Annotated in this window: 14 protein-coding genes; 9 read left to right on the top strand and 5 right to left on the bottom strand. The window is 67.9% G+C overall.

The features are described from left to right. Positions 1-47 precede the first annotated feature (47 nt). Both QCD70_RS16050 and QCD70_RS16045 read right to left on the bottom strand, forming a co-directional pair. Positions 48-1,115 carry a FecCD family ABC transporter permease gene (locus tag QCD70_RS16050; protein WP_301218110.1) on the bottom strand — a complete coding sequence of 356 codons (1,068 nt, stop codon included), beginning with the start codon at positions 1,113-1,115 and terminating at the stop codon, positions 48-50. Beyond that, complete coding sequence (locus QCD70_RS16045) at positions 1,112-2,128, bottom strand: FecCD family ABC transporter permease (protein WP_301218108.1); 1,017 nt, start codon at positions 2,126-2,128, stop codon at positions 1,112-1,114. The genes QCD70_RS16050 and QCD70_RS16045 overlap by 4 nt, the downstream gene beginning before the upstream one ends. A gap of 23 nt (positions 2,129-2,151) precedes the next feature. Between QCD70_RS16045 and QCD70_RS16040 the strand changes: the two genes are divergently transcribed. The 7 genes from QCD70_RS16040 to QCD70_RS16010 all read left to right on the top strand — a co-directional run bounded on the left by QCD70_RS16040 (position 2,152) and on the right by QCD70_RS16010 (position 10,719). After that, the gene (locus QCD70_RS16040; RefSeq protein WP_301218106.1) at positions 2,152-3,183 is read left to right on the top strand and encodes an ABC transporter substrate-binding protein; all 1,032 of its coding nucleotides are present in this window, start codon (positions 2,152-2,154) and stop codon (positions 3,181-3,183) included. 192 nt (positions 3,184-3,375) lie between these two features. Then, a complete protein-coding gene (locus tag QCD70_RS16035) occupies positions 3,376-4,797 on the top strand; it encodes an FAD-binding oxidoreductase (protein ID WP_301218104.1) in 1,422 nt (473 codons plus the stop codon). Positions 4,798-4,838: 41 nt separating this feature from the next. Next, positions 4,839-6,485, top strand: coding sequence for an ABC transporter substrate-binding protein (locus tag QCD70_RS16030; protein WP_301218102.1), 1,647 nt, complete (start codon positions 4,839-4,841; stop codon positions 6,483-6,485). Then, positions 6,482-7,486 carry an ABC transporter permease gene (locus tag QCD70_RS16025; RefSeq protein WP_301218100.1) on the top strand — a complete coding sequence of 335 codons (1,005 nt, stop codon included), beginning with the start codon at positions 6,482-6,484 and terminating at the stop codon, positions 7,484-7,486. The genes QCD70_RS16030 and QCD70_RS16025 overlap by 4 nt, the downstream gene beginning before the upstream one ends. Further along, positions 7,483-8,334 carry an ABC transporter permease gene (locus QCD70_RS16020; RefSeq protein ID WP_301218098.1) on the top strand — a complete coding sequence of 284 codons (852 nt, stop codon included), beginning with the start codon at positions 7,483-7,485 and terminating at the stop codon, positions 8,332-8,334. The genes QCD70_RS16025 and QCD70_RS16020 overlap by 4 nt, the downstream gene beginning before the upstream one ends. Continuing rightward, positions 8,331-10,025: a dipeptide ABC transporter ATP-binding protein gene (locus QCD70_RS16015; protein ID WP_301218096.1), complete on the top strand. Its 1,695-nt coding sequence runs from the start codon at positions 8,331-8,333 to the stop codon at positions 10,023-10,025. Before QCD70_RS16020 ends, QCD70_RS16015 begins: the two co-directional genes overlap by 4 nt. A 40-nt stretch (positions 10,026-10,065) precedes the next feature. Then, entirely contained in the window at positions 10,066-10,719 is a 654-nt protein-coding gene (locus QCD70_RS16010) for an HAD family hydrolase (protein WP_301218094.1), read from the top strand. A gap of 45 nt (positions 10,720-10,764) precedes the next feature. On the opposite strand, the gene QCD70_RS16005 is transcribed toward QCD70_RS16010, so the two are convergent. Beyond that, on the bottom strand, positions 10,765-11,217 hold the full coding sequence (locus QCD70_RS16005; RefSeq protein ID WP_301218092.1) for a hypothetical protein: 453 nt from the start codon (positions 11,215-11,217) through the stop codon (positions 10,765-10,767). Positions 11,218-11,350: 133 nt separating this feature from the next. Between QCD70_RS16005 and QCD70_RS16000 the strand changes: the two genes are divergently transcribed. Continuing rightward, positions 11,351-12,898: an ABC transporter C-terminal domain-containing protein gene (locus tag QCD70_RS16000; protein WP_301218091.1), complete on the top strand. Its 1,548-nt coding sequence runs from the start codon at positions 11,351-11,353 to the stop codon at positions 12,896-12,898. A gap of 62 nt (positions 12,899-12,960) precedes the next feature. Continuing rightward, positions 12,961-13,389 carry a hypothetical protein gene (locus QCD70_RS15995; RefSeq protein WP_301218089.1) on the top strand — a complete coding sequence of 143 codons (429 nt, stop codon included), beginning with the start codon at positions 12,961-12,963 and terminating at the stop codon, positions 13,387-13,389. A 12-nt stretch (positions 13,390-13,401) separates the two neighbouring features. Here QCD70_RS15995 and QCD70_RS15990 read toward each other — a convergent pair whose 3' ends face one another. Further along, positions 13,402-13,962, bottom strand: a complete 561-nt coding sequence (locus QCD70_RS15990) for an SRPBCC family protein (protein WP_301218087.1) — start codon at positions 13,960-13,962, stop codon at positions 13,402-13,404. Beyond that, on the bottom strand, positions 13,959-15,065 hold the full coding sequence (locus QCD70_RS15985; protein ID WP_301218085.1) for a carboxylate-amine ligase: 1,107 nt from the start codon (positions 15,063-15,065) through the stop codon (positions 13,959-13,961). The genes QCD70_RS15990 and QCD70_RS15985 overlap by 4 nt, the downstream gene beginning before the upstream one ends. Positions 15,066-15,125 lie beyond the last annotated feature (60 nt).

The raw sequence follows: 15,125 nt of genomic DNA, 5'->3' as shown, positions 1-15,125 counted from the left end.
CTATAGCCGCATCGTTTCGCGCGGATTTCGGGATGGCCGGCCGGCGATCACCGCGACCTGTGAGCAGGGGCCAGCGCAAGCATCCACACGAGGTACGCCCCGCCGACGGCCGCCGTCACGAGCCCGACGGGAATCTGGAACGGCGACAGCAGCCGCTGCGCGAGAAGGTCGGCGCCCACGAGGATCGCGGCCCCCATGGCCGCCGACGCAAGCACGGTCACGCCCGGTGATCGGGCGACGCGTCGGGCGAGCTGGGGCGCGGCCAGCGCGAGAAAGCCGATGGGTCCGGTCGTTGCCACGGCGATGGCGGCCAGGCACACGCCCAGGGCCAGGGCGACGGTTCGGGCGCGCACCAGTCGCAGGCCGACGGCGGCGGCCGTGTCGTCGCCGAGCTCGAGGATGCGCAGGGATCGTGACGCGACCAGCGCCGCAGGCATGGCGAACACCAGCACCACGGCCAGCGGCAGCAGGGGCGCCCAGGAGATGGCATTGAGGCTTCCGTACTGCCAGGCCTGGGCCACCTCGGCGTCCTGAATATCGGCGCGGCTCACGAGGTAATCGTTCGTGGCGGCCAGCATCGCGGCCACGGCGATGCCCGAGAGCACCAGCCGGTCTCCCGTCGCTCCGCGGCGCACGGCCAGTGCGATCACCACGGCGGCCGTGGCGAAACCGCCCACGAGAGTGCCCACCAGAATGGTCGTGGCCGTCGACGCGCCGAGGAGCAGGATCACGGCGAGGCCGCCGGTCGCGGCGCCGGTGGTGAAGCCGATGATGTCGGGGCTGCCCAGCGGGTTGCGCGACACGCTCTGAAAGATGGCTCCGGATGCGCCGAGCGCGGCTCCGACAAGGAGGGCCGCGGCCGCGCGGGGCAGGCGCTGGTCGACCACGATGAATCGGTCGACGTCCGATCCTTCGCCGAGGAGGGCGCGGAAGGCTCCGCTCGGGGTGATGTCGTAGGTTCCCGTGGAGATCTCGACGATCGCCAGCGTCGCGGCGAACAGCAGCAGGACTGTGGCGACGACGGCGGAGCGGCGGTGCACGAGCAGGGAGCTGCCGACCGGCATCCGGAACCGGGCGTAGCCGCGCGGCACCGAGCCTCTGCCCGGGCCGGTCATGCCGGCCTCCGTCGAAGCAGCAGCGCGATGAGCACGGGGGCGCCGATGAAGGCGGTGACCACGCCCACCTCGAGCTCCGACGGCTGGGAGACGACCCGGCCGATCACGTCTGCCGCCAGCAGCAGCGAGGGGCCGACGAGGGCGGAAAGGCCGAGGATGGCGCGCTGATCGACGCCGACGACAAGCCGCAGCACGTGCGGAACCACGAGGCCGACGAACGCGATGGGTCCGGCTGCTGCCGTGGTCGCGCCGCAGAGCAGGGTGATGGTGGCGATCACGAGAATGCGCAGTGCCGCGACCGGCACTCCGAGGGCCACGGCCTGATCGTCGCCGAGCGCGAGGGCATTGAGCGACGGCCCGAGGAGCAGGGCGACGATCAGCCCCGCCGCGATGAAGGGCAGAACCGACATGACCACGTCGATGCCGCGGTCAGCGACCGAGCCGATCACCCAGAACCGGTAGGAGTCGAAGGCGGTCGCGTCGAACAGCGTGATGATTCGAGTGCAGGCGCCCAGGGTGGCCGTGAGGGCCACGCCCGCCAGCACGAGTCGGGCATGGTCGCTCGCTCGAGTGCGGCGGACACTGATGAGATAGACGAAGACGGAGGCGAGGCCGGCCCCGGCGAAGGCTGCCCACAGGTAGTCGCCGCTGCGTGCGGCGCCGAAGACGGAGATCGCGATCACGACGGCGAAGGCGGCTCCGGCGTTCACGCCGAGAAGCCCGGGCTCGGCGAGAGGGTTGCGGGTCAGCGCCTGCATGAGCACACCCGAGACGGCGAGCGCGGTCCCCGCCAGCATGGCGAGGACGGTGCGGGGCATGCGCAGCTGCCACACGATGATCGACTCGCGCGAGCCGTCGCCGGCAAGGAGCCCGCTCCACACCTCGCCGATGCTCAGATTCTTCGATCCGATGGCCAGGCTCAGCAGGGCGAGCAGAACAACGAGTGCGCATCCCGCTACGAGGCAGGCGACCACCCTGCCGGTGTGAGAACGTCGTCTCGTCTCGTCGCTCACTTAGGTAAGCCTATGCTTATCTGATGCCTGCCATCCAATCGACGAGGCGCGCCTCGCTTGCCGCCGTTCTCCTTGCCGCCCTTGCACTCACCGGATGCTCGACCGCGACGCCCGAATCGACCTCGCCCTCCACGGCCGACGCGCATCCGGTCGAGTATGTGACCCCGCGCACCATGCCGGAGGGCAAGGGCAGCGGCGCGGACGACGGCGTTTTTCCCCGCACCGTGGCCCATTTCGCAGGCGAGACGGTCATCGACCGCGCCCCCGAGAAGGTGGTCGTGATCTCGACCGGGCAGGCCGACGCGCTGCTGACGCTCGGAGTCGTGCCGATCGGTTCGACGTCGGGTGACGGCGCCGACATGGTTCCGCCGTACCTCTACGACGCGTTCCCCGACGAGAAGGATGCCCTCGATGCGGTCACCTACGTGGGCAGTCGCTTCGAGCCCGATGTCGAGACGATCGCGAACCTCGCCCCCGACCTGATCCTGATGAGCAGCGCGGGCAAGGACGCGACGGCTCTGTATGCGAGCCTGAGCGCCATCGCCCCGACCGTCGTCACCCAGGGCACGGGCCTGTACTGGAAGCAGGACTTTCTCCTGCTCGCCGATTCGATCGGCAAGACCGGCCAGGCCGAGCAGTGGCTCGACAACTACCAGAATGACGCACAGGCCTTCGGCGCCACGGTGGAGGGAGCGCCCACCGTGTCGTTCCTGCGCAAGAACGCCGACCGAACCCGGGTCTTCGGTGTCGCCTCCTTCAGTGGATCCGTGGCAGAGGATGCGGGGCTCGCTCGTCCGGAGAGCCAGCAGTTCGTCGACGACACGTCGGTCGACATCAGTTCGGAGCAGCTCGACCAGGCAGACGCCGACTGGATCTTCTACGGGGTTCAGGGCGGCGATGACTCGCAGCTGACGTCGCTACCCCTCTGGCCCACCCTCGCAGCGGTCGACGACGAGCAGGTCGTCGCGGTCGACGACGACGTGTTCTACCTGAATGTCGGCCCGACCGCCGCGCGGGGCGTTCTCTCCCAGCTCGAGGAGACGCTCGCCGGGTAGCACTCGTCGGGTCGTGCTTGTCGCACAGCGCCGTACGCGCGCAGCCCGGCGCAGGATCTTAGCCAGCAGTCGGGCGCACCGGAAGCACCTGACGTTGTGTTACGTCGGCGTCTGAAAGTTACGCGCTGAACCGCTGCGGCGGTCGTGGCTCCATCAGTATCGGTCTCCTTACGAGGAATGGACCGATCCACGATGACAACAGCCGAGACGACCGCGACGATCAGCCCTGCCAGCGCCCTGACGAGCGCCGTGCAGAACCGGCACCCGCAGATCGAGGTGCGGCCGGCATCCACCGACACCGCGGCCTATCGCTACGACTATGCGACTGCGCCGCGGCCCGAGGCGGTGCGTGACGGCCGCCGGGGCCCCGCGGTGGCCTTCCCGACGACCGCCCACGAGGTGCAGACGCTCGTGCGTCTCGCAGCCGAATTCGGTGTCACCGTGGTCGCCCGGGGTGCGGGAACCGGTCTGGCCGGCGGCGCGGGCGCGACCGACGACCAGCTCGTCATCTCGACCGAGCGGCTGAACCGCATCGTGGAGGTCTCGCCTCTCGACGAGGTGGCGGTCGTCGAACCGGGCGTCATCAACGGAGACCTCAACGCGCATCTGCACCAGTTCGGGTTGTTCTACGCGCCTGATCCGGCCAGTTTCGAGATCTCGTCGATCGGCGGAAACATCGCCACGAACGCCGGCGGATTGCGCTGCGCCAAGTACGGGGTGACCCGCGAGTCGGTGCTGGCCCTCGACGTCGTGCTCGCCGACGGCAGCCTGATCAGCGTCGGTCACCGCTCCATCAAGGGAGTCACCGGCCTCGACCTGACATCGCTCTTCGTGGGGTCGGAGGGCGTGCTGGGCATCGTGGTGCGTGCCACCCTTCGCCTGCGTCCCCTTCCCGTCGCCCGTCGAACCGTCACCGCGTTCTTCGACAGCACGGCATCCGGTGCCGACGGTCTGGGCGCGATCACGCTCTCGCCCGTGCGCCCGGCCATCGTCGAGTTCTTCGACAGGGTCAGCCTCGAGGGCATCGATGCGCACTCCGGCACGCGGCTCCGTGAACGGGGCGAATCGCTCATTCTGATCGAGCTCGACGGCTACGGCATCGACGAGCAGGCCGCAGACCTCGAGGATGCTCTCGCCAGGGTCGGCGCACGCGTCACGGTGGAATCGGACGAGGATGCGGCGGCGCTCTGGGAGCTGCGCCGACACGGCCGGGGCCTGCCCGGATCGCGCCGGTTCATCGGAGAGGACATCGCGGTTCCGAAGTCGGCGCTCCCCGCCGTCTATCGGTCCTTCGCCGCCCTCGAGGCCCGGTTCGGAGTCGAGATCTCGGCCGTCTCCCACGCGGGTGACGGAAATCTCCACCCGTTGATCACACAGGAGATCGGCCCGGGCGACGACCCCGCGGTCGTTCCCGAGTCTCTCGCCGATGCGGCCACGGAGCTCGTTCGAATCGCGCTCGCACTCGGCGGAACGGTCTCGGGTGAGCACGGCATCGGCACGCTCAAGCGCGAGTGGGCCGCCCTCGAACTCTCCCCGCGGTCGATCGCCGCGCAGCGTGCCATCGCGACCGCGCTCGATCCCCAGCACCTGCTCAATCCCGGCAAGGCCATCTAGGCACTCATCCCCTCGCACCTCTCCAGCAGAAAGAGAACACCATGATCATCTCGAAGAGAATACGGCGGGCCGCCAGCGCCGTCGTGGCCGCCGCCGCAACGACAGCACTGCTCGCCGCGTGCGCCGCGGGCACGGCCTCCGCGCCATCGTCCTCCGACTCCGCTCCAGTCGAGGGCGGTGACCTGACCTTCCTCATCCAGGGCTACGACGCGGGCTGGGTGTCGAGCAAGACGTCGATCTCGAGCTACGAGGGCAACCTGTGGGGCGAGATCACCGACAAGCTGATCTACGTCGACGAGCAGGGAACGCTCAGTCCGTGGATCGCCACCAGCTGGGAGGAGCTGAACGGGGCGACCGAGTTCGTTCTGCACCTCAAGGAGGGCGTCACCTTCTCCGACGGCAGCCCGCTCGATGCGGCCGCGGTCGTCGACAACATCAACATCTGGGCCAAGGGCGATCCCGACCGAGGAATCAGCAAGGTGGGTCTCTTCCCCTCGGGCAACTTCGATCGGGCAGAAGCGACGGACAGCTCGACCGTGCACGTCTTCTTCACCTCGCCGGCGTTGAGCTTCATCCCGACGCTGGCCTACCACGGCACCATCCTGCTGTCGCCCGCGACCCTGGCCCTGTCCATCGACGATCAGGCCGATCTCGCGAAGCAGATCGGCAGCGGGCCGTTCACGGTGAAGTCGTTCACGCAGGGTGACAGCTACGTTCTCGAGAAGCGGCCCGACTACGACTGGGGACCGGAGGCGATCGGCCACACCGGCGCCGCGTACCTCGACACGATCACCTACAAGGTGATCAAGGACACCTCCGTGCGCACCTCGACCGTGGCGTCGGGGCAGGCCGACGTGGCATACAACGTCGAACCGCAGGAGATCGAGTCGCTCACCGACCAGGGATTCGTCGTCGACACCCCTCGCTACCTGGGCTTCACCGACGGGTTCCAGGTCGACACCAGTGTGGCGCCCACGAACGAACTCGCCGTCCGACAGGCCATCCAGCACGGCATCGATCGCCAGGACATCGTCGACACCGTGTACACCGACAAATGGGACGTGGCCACGTCGTTCCTCCAGGGCAACGTTCCCGAGGCCGGCGACTACAGCGAGCTGCTCTCGTACGACCCCGACAAGTCGGAAGAACTGCTCGATGAGGCGGGGTGGGTGCTCGGCTCCGACGGCTACCGGTCGAAGGACGGCACCACGCTCGAGTTCACGGTGACCCCCAATCCCTACGTTCCCTCGACTCAGGCCGAGGACGAGCTGATCGCCCAGCAGTTGAAGCGCATCGGCATCAAGGTGAACCTGAACGTCGTCGACGTGTCGGGCTACGCGGCGGTCCTCGCCGCGCATCCGCCCCTGTTCCAGACGTCGCGAAGCTTCGTCGATGTGGGCACCGTCGCGGGAATCCTCACGAGCCAGAACAAGGGCGAGGACTGGTTCAAAACGGGAACGAGCGACCAGAAGCTGAACGATCTGGCGAACGGAATCGCCACGGCCTCGGATCGCGACTCGCGACAGGCGCTCGTCGACGACCTGCAGCAGTACGTGCTCGAGCAGGGGTACTCCATTCCGACCGTCGAGCTCGTACAGCGCCTCTACCTGCTGTCGCCGAAGGTGAAGGGCGTGACCTTCAACGGTCTGGCGTACGCCAACTTCGCGACCGCCTGGATCGCGCCGTGAGCAGGTCGTACGGGCGATACGCGCTGCTGCGGGCCGCGCAGGCCGTGATCGTCATCCTGTTGGCCTACGTCGGAACCTTCCTGGTGATCAGCGTGCTGCCCGGGGATCCCATCACGAACATGCTCCGAGATCCGCAGAACGGTCTCACGGACGATGAGATCCAGCAGGTCGTCGCGCACTACGGACTCGACAAACCCGTCGTCATCCAGCTGATCCTGTCGCTCGGGCGCTTCGTCACCGGAGACCTGGGGTTCTCGCTGCAGTCGAATCTGCCCGTGTCGCAACTGCTCGGCGATGCCCTGCCCTCGACGCTGACGCTGGCGGGCACCGCGCTGCTGCTGTCGGTAGCGATCGCGGTGGTGATCGCCTACGGCGTGCAGTACCTGCCGAGCCGGTGGGCGCGCGGGGTGCTGCGATCGGTGCCGTCGCTCTTCCTGTCGGTTCCCAACTTCGTCGTCGGCCTCATCCTGATCGAGATCTTCGCGTTCCGGCTGCACGCCTTCACCACGATCGATCCCGACAGTGCGGCGGCGACCCTGTTCGCCGCCCTGACCCTCGCCATCCCGGTGTCGGCGCCGCTGGCCGAGGTGCTCATCGCCAACCTCGACCATGAGTCCCGGCAGGAGTACGCCCTCGTCGCACGCTCCCGCGGGCTGAGCCAGGCTCGACTGTTCGCGCGGCACCTGGTCAAGCCCTCGATGCTTCCGGCCGTCGCGATGATCGCACTCATCGTGGGCGAACTGCTCGGAGGGGCCGTGATCACCGAGACGATCTTCGGTCGCGACGGGCTCGGCACGGTCGTGCAGAAAGCCGTCACCAGCCAGGACGTGCCGGTGCTGCAGGCCGTGGTGTCGCTGGCCGCCGTCGTCTTCGTCACGGTGAACCTGCTCGCCGACCTCGTGTCGCCGCTGCTCGACCCCCGGCTCGACGCGACGTCCCGACGAAAGGCGACGCGCGAACGAGACGCGACGTCCGAACGAAAGCTCGAGGTGCCCGCATGACCAGCCTGACAGGACTCGTGGCACCGACGGAGCGCATCCGCGCCGCTGGGCGTTCGGCCGTTCGCGTGCCGCCGACGGTGGCGATCGCCGCCGTCGTCATCGTGATCGTGCTGCTGTGGTCGCTGGTGCCCTGGCTGTTCACCTCGTACGATCCGTCGGTCGGAGACACGGCCGAGAAGCTGACGGCGCCGAGCGGCGCCCACTGGTTCGGAACCGATCACCTCGGACGAGACGTGTTCGCTCGCGTCGTGTACGGAACGGCATCGTCCGTGACGAGCGCGCTCGTGGCCGTGTCGATCGGGCTCGTCGTCGGCAGCGTCATCGGCCTCGCGAGCGGATTTCTTCGCGGGGCGGTCGACGTCGTGCTCGGCCGAGTCGTCGACGTTCTGCTCGCCATCCCGAGCTTCCTCCTGGCCGTCGTCATCGTGAGCTCGCTCGGCTTCCAGACGATCAACGCGGCGATCGCGACCGGAGTCTCCGCCATCGCGATCTTCGCCCGACTGATGCGTGCCGAGGTTCTGCGGGCGCGCGGGTCGGTCTTCGTCGAGGCCTCCTACCTGCAGGGCGGCAACCGGCTCCACGCGCTGCTCGGCCACGTCCTCCCCAACACCTACAAGTCGGTGGTCGCGCTGGCCGTGCTCCAGTTCGGCACCTCGATCCTGGTGATCGCGTCGCTCGCGTTCCTCGGCTACGGGGACCCGCCACCGGCATCCGATTGGGGCCTGCTCGTTGCCTCGGGCAAGTCGTACGCGACTGCACCGTGGCTCATCTACGCTCCGGCGCTGGTGATCGTGATCACCGTGCTGTCCGTGAACCGCATCAGTACCTGGTTGAGGAGAACACAATGACCGTATCGATCGACACCACGCGGCCGGCGCTCCCGCAGATCGTGCCACCCGCTCGTACCAGCGGAACCGACGGCCGACCTCTGCTCAGCGTCGAGGGGCTGTCTGTCTCGTACGGCGGCACCACGGTCGTGCGAGACGTGGGATTCACCCTGGAGCGCGGGAGGAGCCTGGCGCTGATCGGCGAGTCGGGCTCGGGAAAATCGACGGTGGCGAAGAGCATCCTGCGCCTGCTTCCGGCGGGCGAGAGCGCCGTCAGTGGAAGCGTGAGCCTCGACGGTCGCGAGCTGTTCGGCCTGCCAGAGCGGCAGTTCAGGCCGCTGCGCGGCCGGCTTCTCGGCTACATTCCGCAGGATCCGTCGTCGGCCCTCAACCCGGTGCGGACCATCGGCTCGCAGGCCCACGAGGCCGCGGCGCTCACGGGCGAATCGGATGCGCGGGTCCGGCGCCGAGACATCCTGTCGGTGTTCGAGCGGGTCGGCCTTCCCGACCCCGAGAGGGTCTACGCCTCGTATCCGCATCAGCTCTCCGGCGGCATGCTGCAGCGGGTTCTCATCGGGCTGACCGTGCTGCCGAGGCCGGCGCTCATCGTCGCCGACGAGCCCACCTCGGCGCTCGACGTGACGATTCAGAAGCTGATCCTCGACCTGCTCTCCGATTTGCGCCGAGACCTGGGCATCAGCCTGCTGCTGATCACGCACGACCTCGCGGTCGCCGCCGAGCGGGCGGATTCGATCGTGGTGCTGAAGAACGGGATCGTCGAGGAGAGCGGCTCGTCGAGCCAGGTCTTCTCGACCCCCACGTCCGAGTACGCGCGGCAGCTGCACGCCGACGTGCCCGCCCTGAACCCCGACCGGTATCGCATCCAGCGCGGCGCGGCATCCGGCACCACACCGGCCGACGCCTCACCCGCGGTGGAGGTTCACGCCGCCACCAAGCGGTTCCGTGCGCGCGACGTGGACGTGACCGCGCTCGACGGCGTCTCGTTCACGGTCGCGAGGGGAACGACCCATGCGCTCGTCGGCGAATCGGGGTCGGGCAAGACCACCGCCGTGCGCCTACTGCTGGGCCTCGAACAGCCGGATGCCGGACGGATCGAGGTGGCGGGCACTCAGGTGCACGGGCAGACGTCGGTGGGGCTGCGCGGTCTGCGGCGCCACCTGCAGCTCGTCTACCAGAACCCCTTCACATCGCTCGACCCCACCTGGCGGGTGAGCAAGATCGTGCGGGAACCGCTCGACCGCTTCCACGTCGGCGAGCGGGCCGACCGCGCCCGTCTCGTGGAGCAAACGATCGAGGAGGTCGGGCTGCCGGCATCCGTGCTCTCGCGCCGACCGGGCCAGCTCTCGGGCGGTCAACGCCAGCGCGTCGCCATAGCCCGGGCCCTCATCGTGCGGCCGGATGTCCTGGTGCTCGACGAACCGACGTCGGCCCTCGACGTGAGCGTGCAGGCGGGCATCCTCGAGCTGCTGTCGCGTCTGCAACGAGAGCACGGCCTCTCGTATCTGCTCGTCTCGCACGACCTGGCGCTGGTCAGGCAGCTGGCGGATACGGTGACGGTGCTGCAGCGGGGGAAGGTCATCGAGAGCGGCGCCGTCGACCAGATCTTCGCGCGCCCTAAGCATGCGTACACCCGCGCCCTGCTCGCGGCGATCCCGCGCACGAGCCCCGGCCCGGGGCATCCGATCGCCTGATGCCTCGAGTTCGAGGCCAGGGCTCTCCTAGGATCTCCCCGTGACCGTATTTCTCGACCTCGACAACACCCTCGTCGATCGAGACGGCGCGTTCGCGAGCTGGGCGCAGAAGTCGGTCATCGCGTGGGGTGGCGACGCAACCGATGTCGAGTGGCTCATCGAGGTGGATGCACACGGGTACACACCGCGCCCCTCGATCGCGTCCATGATCATCGAGCGGTTGCACCTGGCATCCGTTGACCTCAAGGGCCTCGTCGACCAGCTGCGCTACGAGCATGTCGACCGCATCGAGTGCTACCCCGGTGTGCTGGCCCGGCTCGACGCGTTGAGGGCGATCGGCGAACGCCTCGTCATCATCACGAACGGGGATGCCCGGCAGCAGCGGATGAAACTGCAGCGCACGGGCCTCGCCGACATCGTGGCCGGAAGCGCGATCTCAGGAGAACTGGGCTTCAAGAAGCCCGACGCTCGGATCTTCGAGGCTGCCCGCGCGCTCGCGGATACAGACGGAGTCGCCTGGATGGTCGGCGATCATGTCGAGGCCGACATCGCCGGCGCACGGGCTGCCGGCTTCGAGACGGCGTGGGTCAGCCATGGGCGATCCTGGTCCGAAGAATGGGCTCCGACAGTGGTGGAGGGCACGACTGCCGCGCTGCTCGGCGTTGTCGAGAACCGCATTCGTGCGGGCCGCTGAGTGCTTTCGTGGCCGCAAGGATAGACGTTGGTACTCGATGGAGAATCAGCGAGGGCGCGGGTTCGTGCGTGCGATCGATCGCGGTCGTCCATCGCGATCCTTTCCGAGCCACCCATGCAGGATGAGCACCAAGGCAGCTCCCGACAGCAGTCCGTCAGCGATTCCGGCGGGCAGCAGGAAGATCATGAGCGTGAGTGTCACCGCGCAGTTGACGAGCGATAGGGCTAATCCCCACAGGCGATCCCGCCAGAGAGCAATGCCGCCAATCACCCGCAGGGCCGCGAAGACTCCACTCATCGCCATCATGAGGTACAGGTTGTCCTGCAGATAATCCAGGGCGAAGATCTCTGCATTCCTCGTGATGACGTCCTGCGTGACTCCCGTAGCGAGAAGCACGGCAAGCCCGATGACGACGAGACCCTCCATCAGAACGCCTTGGGCGATGAGCAGGCCTGCGGCCCAGCGGAACTCTGTGGTGGGCCGTGGTTGTTGAGACACGCGGAGAATCTACCAGCGCGGGCATCGGCGCGGAGGCCGATGGGGACCTCTCCCCATGGCCTTCCGCCCCGCCGCCTCCTACTCTGAGTCACGTGGGGAATCACTGCACATCGGGGAACGAAGGAGTCGGTTCATGGCCGGATTCGTAGGCGCGGACGTCAACGAGCTTCGTGCATTCGCGAAACTCGTCGACACGGCGAGCCGTCAACTCGACGATACGGCGAACGGGTTGTCGGCAGCGCTCGGCAGCACGCGTTGGCTCGGACCAGACGGCTCCGAGTTCACGGCCCACTGGAACTCTCAGTACAGGCCGGGGCTCACTCGCGCGAGCGGCAGCCTGCACGGTCTCGTGACGATCCTCGTCAAGAACGCCGACGAGCAGGAGGCCACGAGCTCGGATGCCGGTGGTGGCGCAGGGCCCGGCGGTTCGGGGCAGGGGCCTGGCGACGGCACGCCGTCCGGTGAACTCGGCGGCAAGTCCGTCGACGACCTCGAAGACCTGTCGACCGACGAGCTGCGCGAGCTCGCAGAGAAGTACAGCAAAGACCCCGACGCGGCCCACGACTGGTGGGAGTCTCTGACGCCGGAGGAGCAGGCACGCCTCATCGAGAACGCTCCCGAACTCGTCGGAGGTCTCGATGGTGTTCCCGCCCTCGACCGCGTCGCTGCCAACGCGAACATCGCCGGCGACCAGATCGAGGCGAACGACGCCCGCATCGAAGAGATCGAGCAGCAGCTCGCAGAGCCGTGGAGGTATGCACTCAGCTCCATCACGGGAGCCGGCGACATCCAGGCCCTGCGCGACGAACTCAGCGCACTCAAGAACGAGAACGGCTACCTGCAGAAGGCAGTCGACGGCGACGTGCAGCTCTACACTTACGACAAAGACGCCGACCGGCTAGTCGAGATGATCGGCAACCCCGAGACCGCCACCCAGCAGATGACATGGATTCCGGGCACGGCGACGACCATGGACTCGTTCTACGGCAACGCGAAGATCGGCTACGGCAACGACATCCAGGCTCTGTCGTCGTCGCTCGCGGACCGCGTGCCGGGAACATTGGTCTTCGTCACGAAAGACGGCTACTACCCCCAGTGGGACCTCTCGCATCCCCCGTCGGACACCTCGATCGCGATGGATCTCGGGCGCACGATGGCCCAGTTCCAGACGGGGCTCGACGCATCCGGACTGCCGCCGCTGCCGACCACGGCGGTCGGACACTCGGCGGGCCTCGCCATCCTCACGGCGAGCGAGCAGGCCGGTGCTCACTACGAGAATGTCGTCTCCCTCTCGGGAATCGGCATGGACGACGGCTGGAAGCCGCAATCCGGCACGTCGTACTACGACTACACGACCGAGGGCGACATGATCCTCGCGGCTCGAGGGCTGCACGCCTCGATCCCCGAGATCGATATCAGCGGATCGATTTTCGACCCTCAGATTCACATCACCGAAGTGGAGATGGGCTTCCCCCTGACTCCCAGTGCGGAGAACGGATTCACCGTTCTCGACTCGGGAATCGGCCTGACCAAACCCGACCTCCTCGATCCGTTCGCCGGATGGAACCTCGTGAACGAGTCCAAGGACAACCACAGCCTCGTCGCCTCGGGTCGTACCAGTGATGAGGTCAAGGACGGCCTCACGAACCTGCTCTTCGGCAAGAAGCCGGCCGGGTCGTGAGGCGCGGCGTAGTTCTCGCCATCGTGGCGATCGCGTGTATGACGACAGTGACAGGATGCGGTGTGATGAATCTGAACCCGACGAGCAAACAGCAGACTTTCGACGAGGCCAAGCAGAGCGCTCTCGCGCTGCGCGACGACATCGAGAAGACGCTGCCGTCCGAATACGTGACGGACTCGACTGACGCGGACAACCTGATTCCCTGTGACGAGGCGGGCGATACGGGCCAATACGACGGAACCCGCACGATACGGGTGGCCGACGGCTTCGACCGTTCGTCATGGATCGACTCGGTAGCCGCGACGTTCTCTGCGGACGGCGGCTGGACGGTGTCGAAGCAGGTCGCGGCAGACGGTTCGTCCGACGCCACCTCGGGCCTGTCCCTGCGTTCCGAAGCGGGGTACTACGTGCGTATCGACGAGGTGAGCGACGCCGGCCAGGGCGCGCCCGCGATCATCCTGTCGGCGTCCAGCCCCTGCGCCACGTTGTAGCCCGCGCCCGGCTCAGTCGTGAGGCCGGCTGCCCCGAGCCTCGATCGTCTCGACGATCGTGCCGAGCACGCGACGCATGTACGGCGCCCAGAACAGCCCCACGATCGCACGCACGATGAACGCCCGGCCCCGCAGCGGAAAGAACCGGTACTGCCAGCGGATGTTCGTGGTCGCCGATTCGGAGTGGGGGCTCGAGCCGCCGGGGCCACCCGAGGCGTCGGAGCCACCGGGACCTGCCGGGGTGAAGGTCCATTCGGCGCGTCCTCCGCTCACGAGTCGGCCGAGCAAGCCCGTGAACTCGCTCAGGTCGTAGGCGAAGAACACGCCGGGCTCGCTGTGCGTGATCGTCTCGACGACGGTGCCGCCGTCGGACAATCGAAGGGTGCGCGTGTAGCCCACGACATCCCACGTGTCGGGTTGGCCCACGACGCCCACGACCGCGGGCAGCGGGCCGAAGCGCGGGTAGAACTCGGTGGGCGGCGTCTGGAGTGCGACAGTCCAACTGCGGAGAGCCACGGCGCCCGCGACGAGTTCGGTGGTGAAGCCGATCGCGCGGCGCGGGTTCGTCGTCATGGGCGTGCTCCGATCGATTGGGTCTCGGCGACCACGAGTCTCACGACGTCGTCGAGCTGTTGTGTGCGTGCGAACGTCGTGCGCTGCCTGTCTGACGAGTTGCCTCGGGCGAGGGCGTCCTCCGCCAGGGCCCGCACCTCGTCGTAGTCGCCGAACTCGTCGAGCGCGGGCCGGAGGCCGTCGACCAGGCTGCGAACCGCCTCCGCTGCTTCGATGGGATGCGGTCGTGCTCCGGCGCTGAGCAGTTCGGCCGAGAGTCCTGTGCGCGCGGCCTGCCAGAGCGCGGCCCGCTGCACGGGTGCTCGCCGAGGCTGCAGGGGAACGCCGTTCTCGATGTCGATCTCGGCGGCGCGTACGGCCGCCCTGAACAGGCCGGCGACGAGCACCGCGTCGTCGACGAGCGGCAGCGCGTCGCACACCCGCAGTTCGAGGGTCGGCGCGTGTGCCGACGGCCGGATGTCGAAGTAGGCCATGCCGTCGTCGGCGATCACACCGGTGCCGATCAGGTCGGCGATGAGTTCGTCGTACTCGGCGGCGGATTCGAGCGGGCCGGTCGCTCCGGCGCTCGGCCAGCGCTGCCAGACGAGGCTGCGCACGCTCGAATAGCCGGTGTCATGTCCGTTCCAGAACGGCGAACTCGCCGACAGGGCCAGCAGAACGGGCAGATGCTCGGCCACGCGCTGCGCGAGCTGGATGGCGAGATCGCGGTCGGAGACTCCCACGTGCACCTGGAAACCGCAGATCAGCTGCTCGTCCACGAGCAGCCGGTATTTCTCCTGCATGGCCCCGAAGCGCTGCGACGAGGTGAGCTCGAAGTCGGAGATCTCCGAGCGGGGTGCGGTGCCGACGGCGGCGATTCCGACGCCCAGCGGCCCGGCGACATCCATCACGCCTCGTCGCAACCGCACGAGCTCGGCTCGCAACCCGGCCAGGGTCTCGGTGACCTCGGTGTTCGTCTCGACGGTGGTGCGCTGAAGCTCGGCAGCGTAACTGCCGGACGGGAGCCTCTTGAGTAGCTGCGGCGCCGAGGCGGACAGCCGCCAGGAGTCGAGGTCGATGAGGTGAAGCTCTTCTTCTGCGCCCAGCGTCAGTTCCGCGCTCATGACCACAACCTAATGCGGTCTCCCGAACAAAGCGACCGGGAGCGGACCGCGGGCCGGCGT

This window comes from Agreia sp. PsM10 (assembly GCF_030433855.1).
Classification (GTDB): domain Bacteria; phylum Actinomycetota; class Actinomycetes; order Actinomycetales; family Microbacteriaceae; genus Agreia.
The sequence above is the reverse complement of the archived record's forward strand: the minus strand, read 5'-3'. Positions and strand labels throughout refer to the sequence as shown.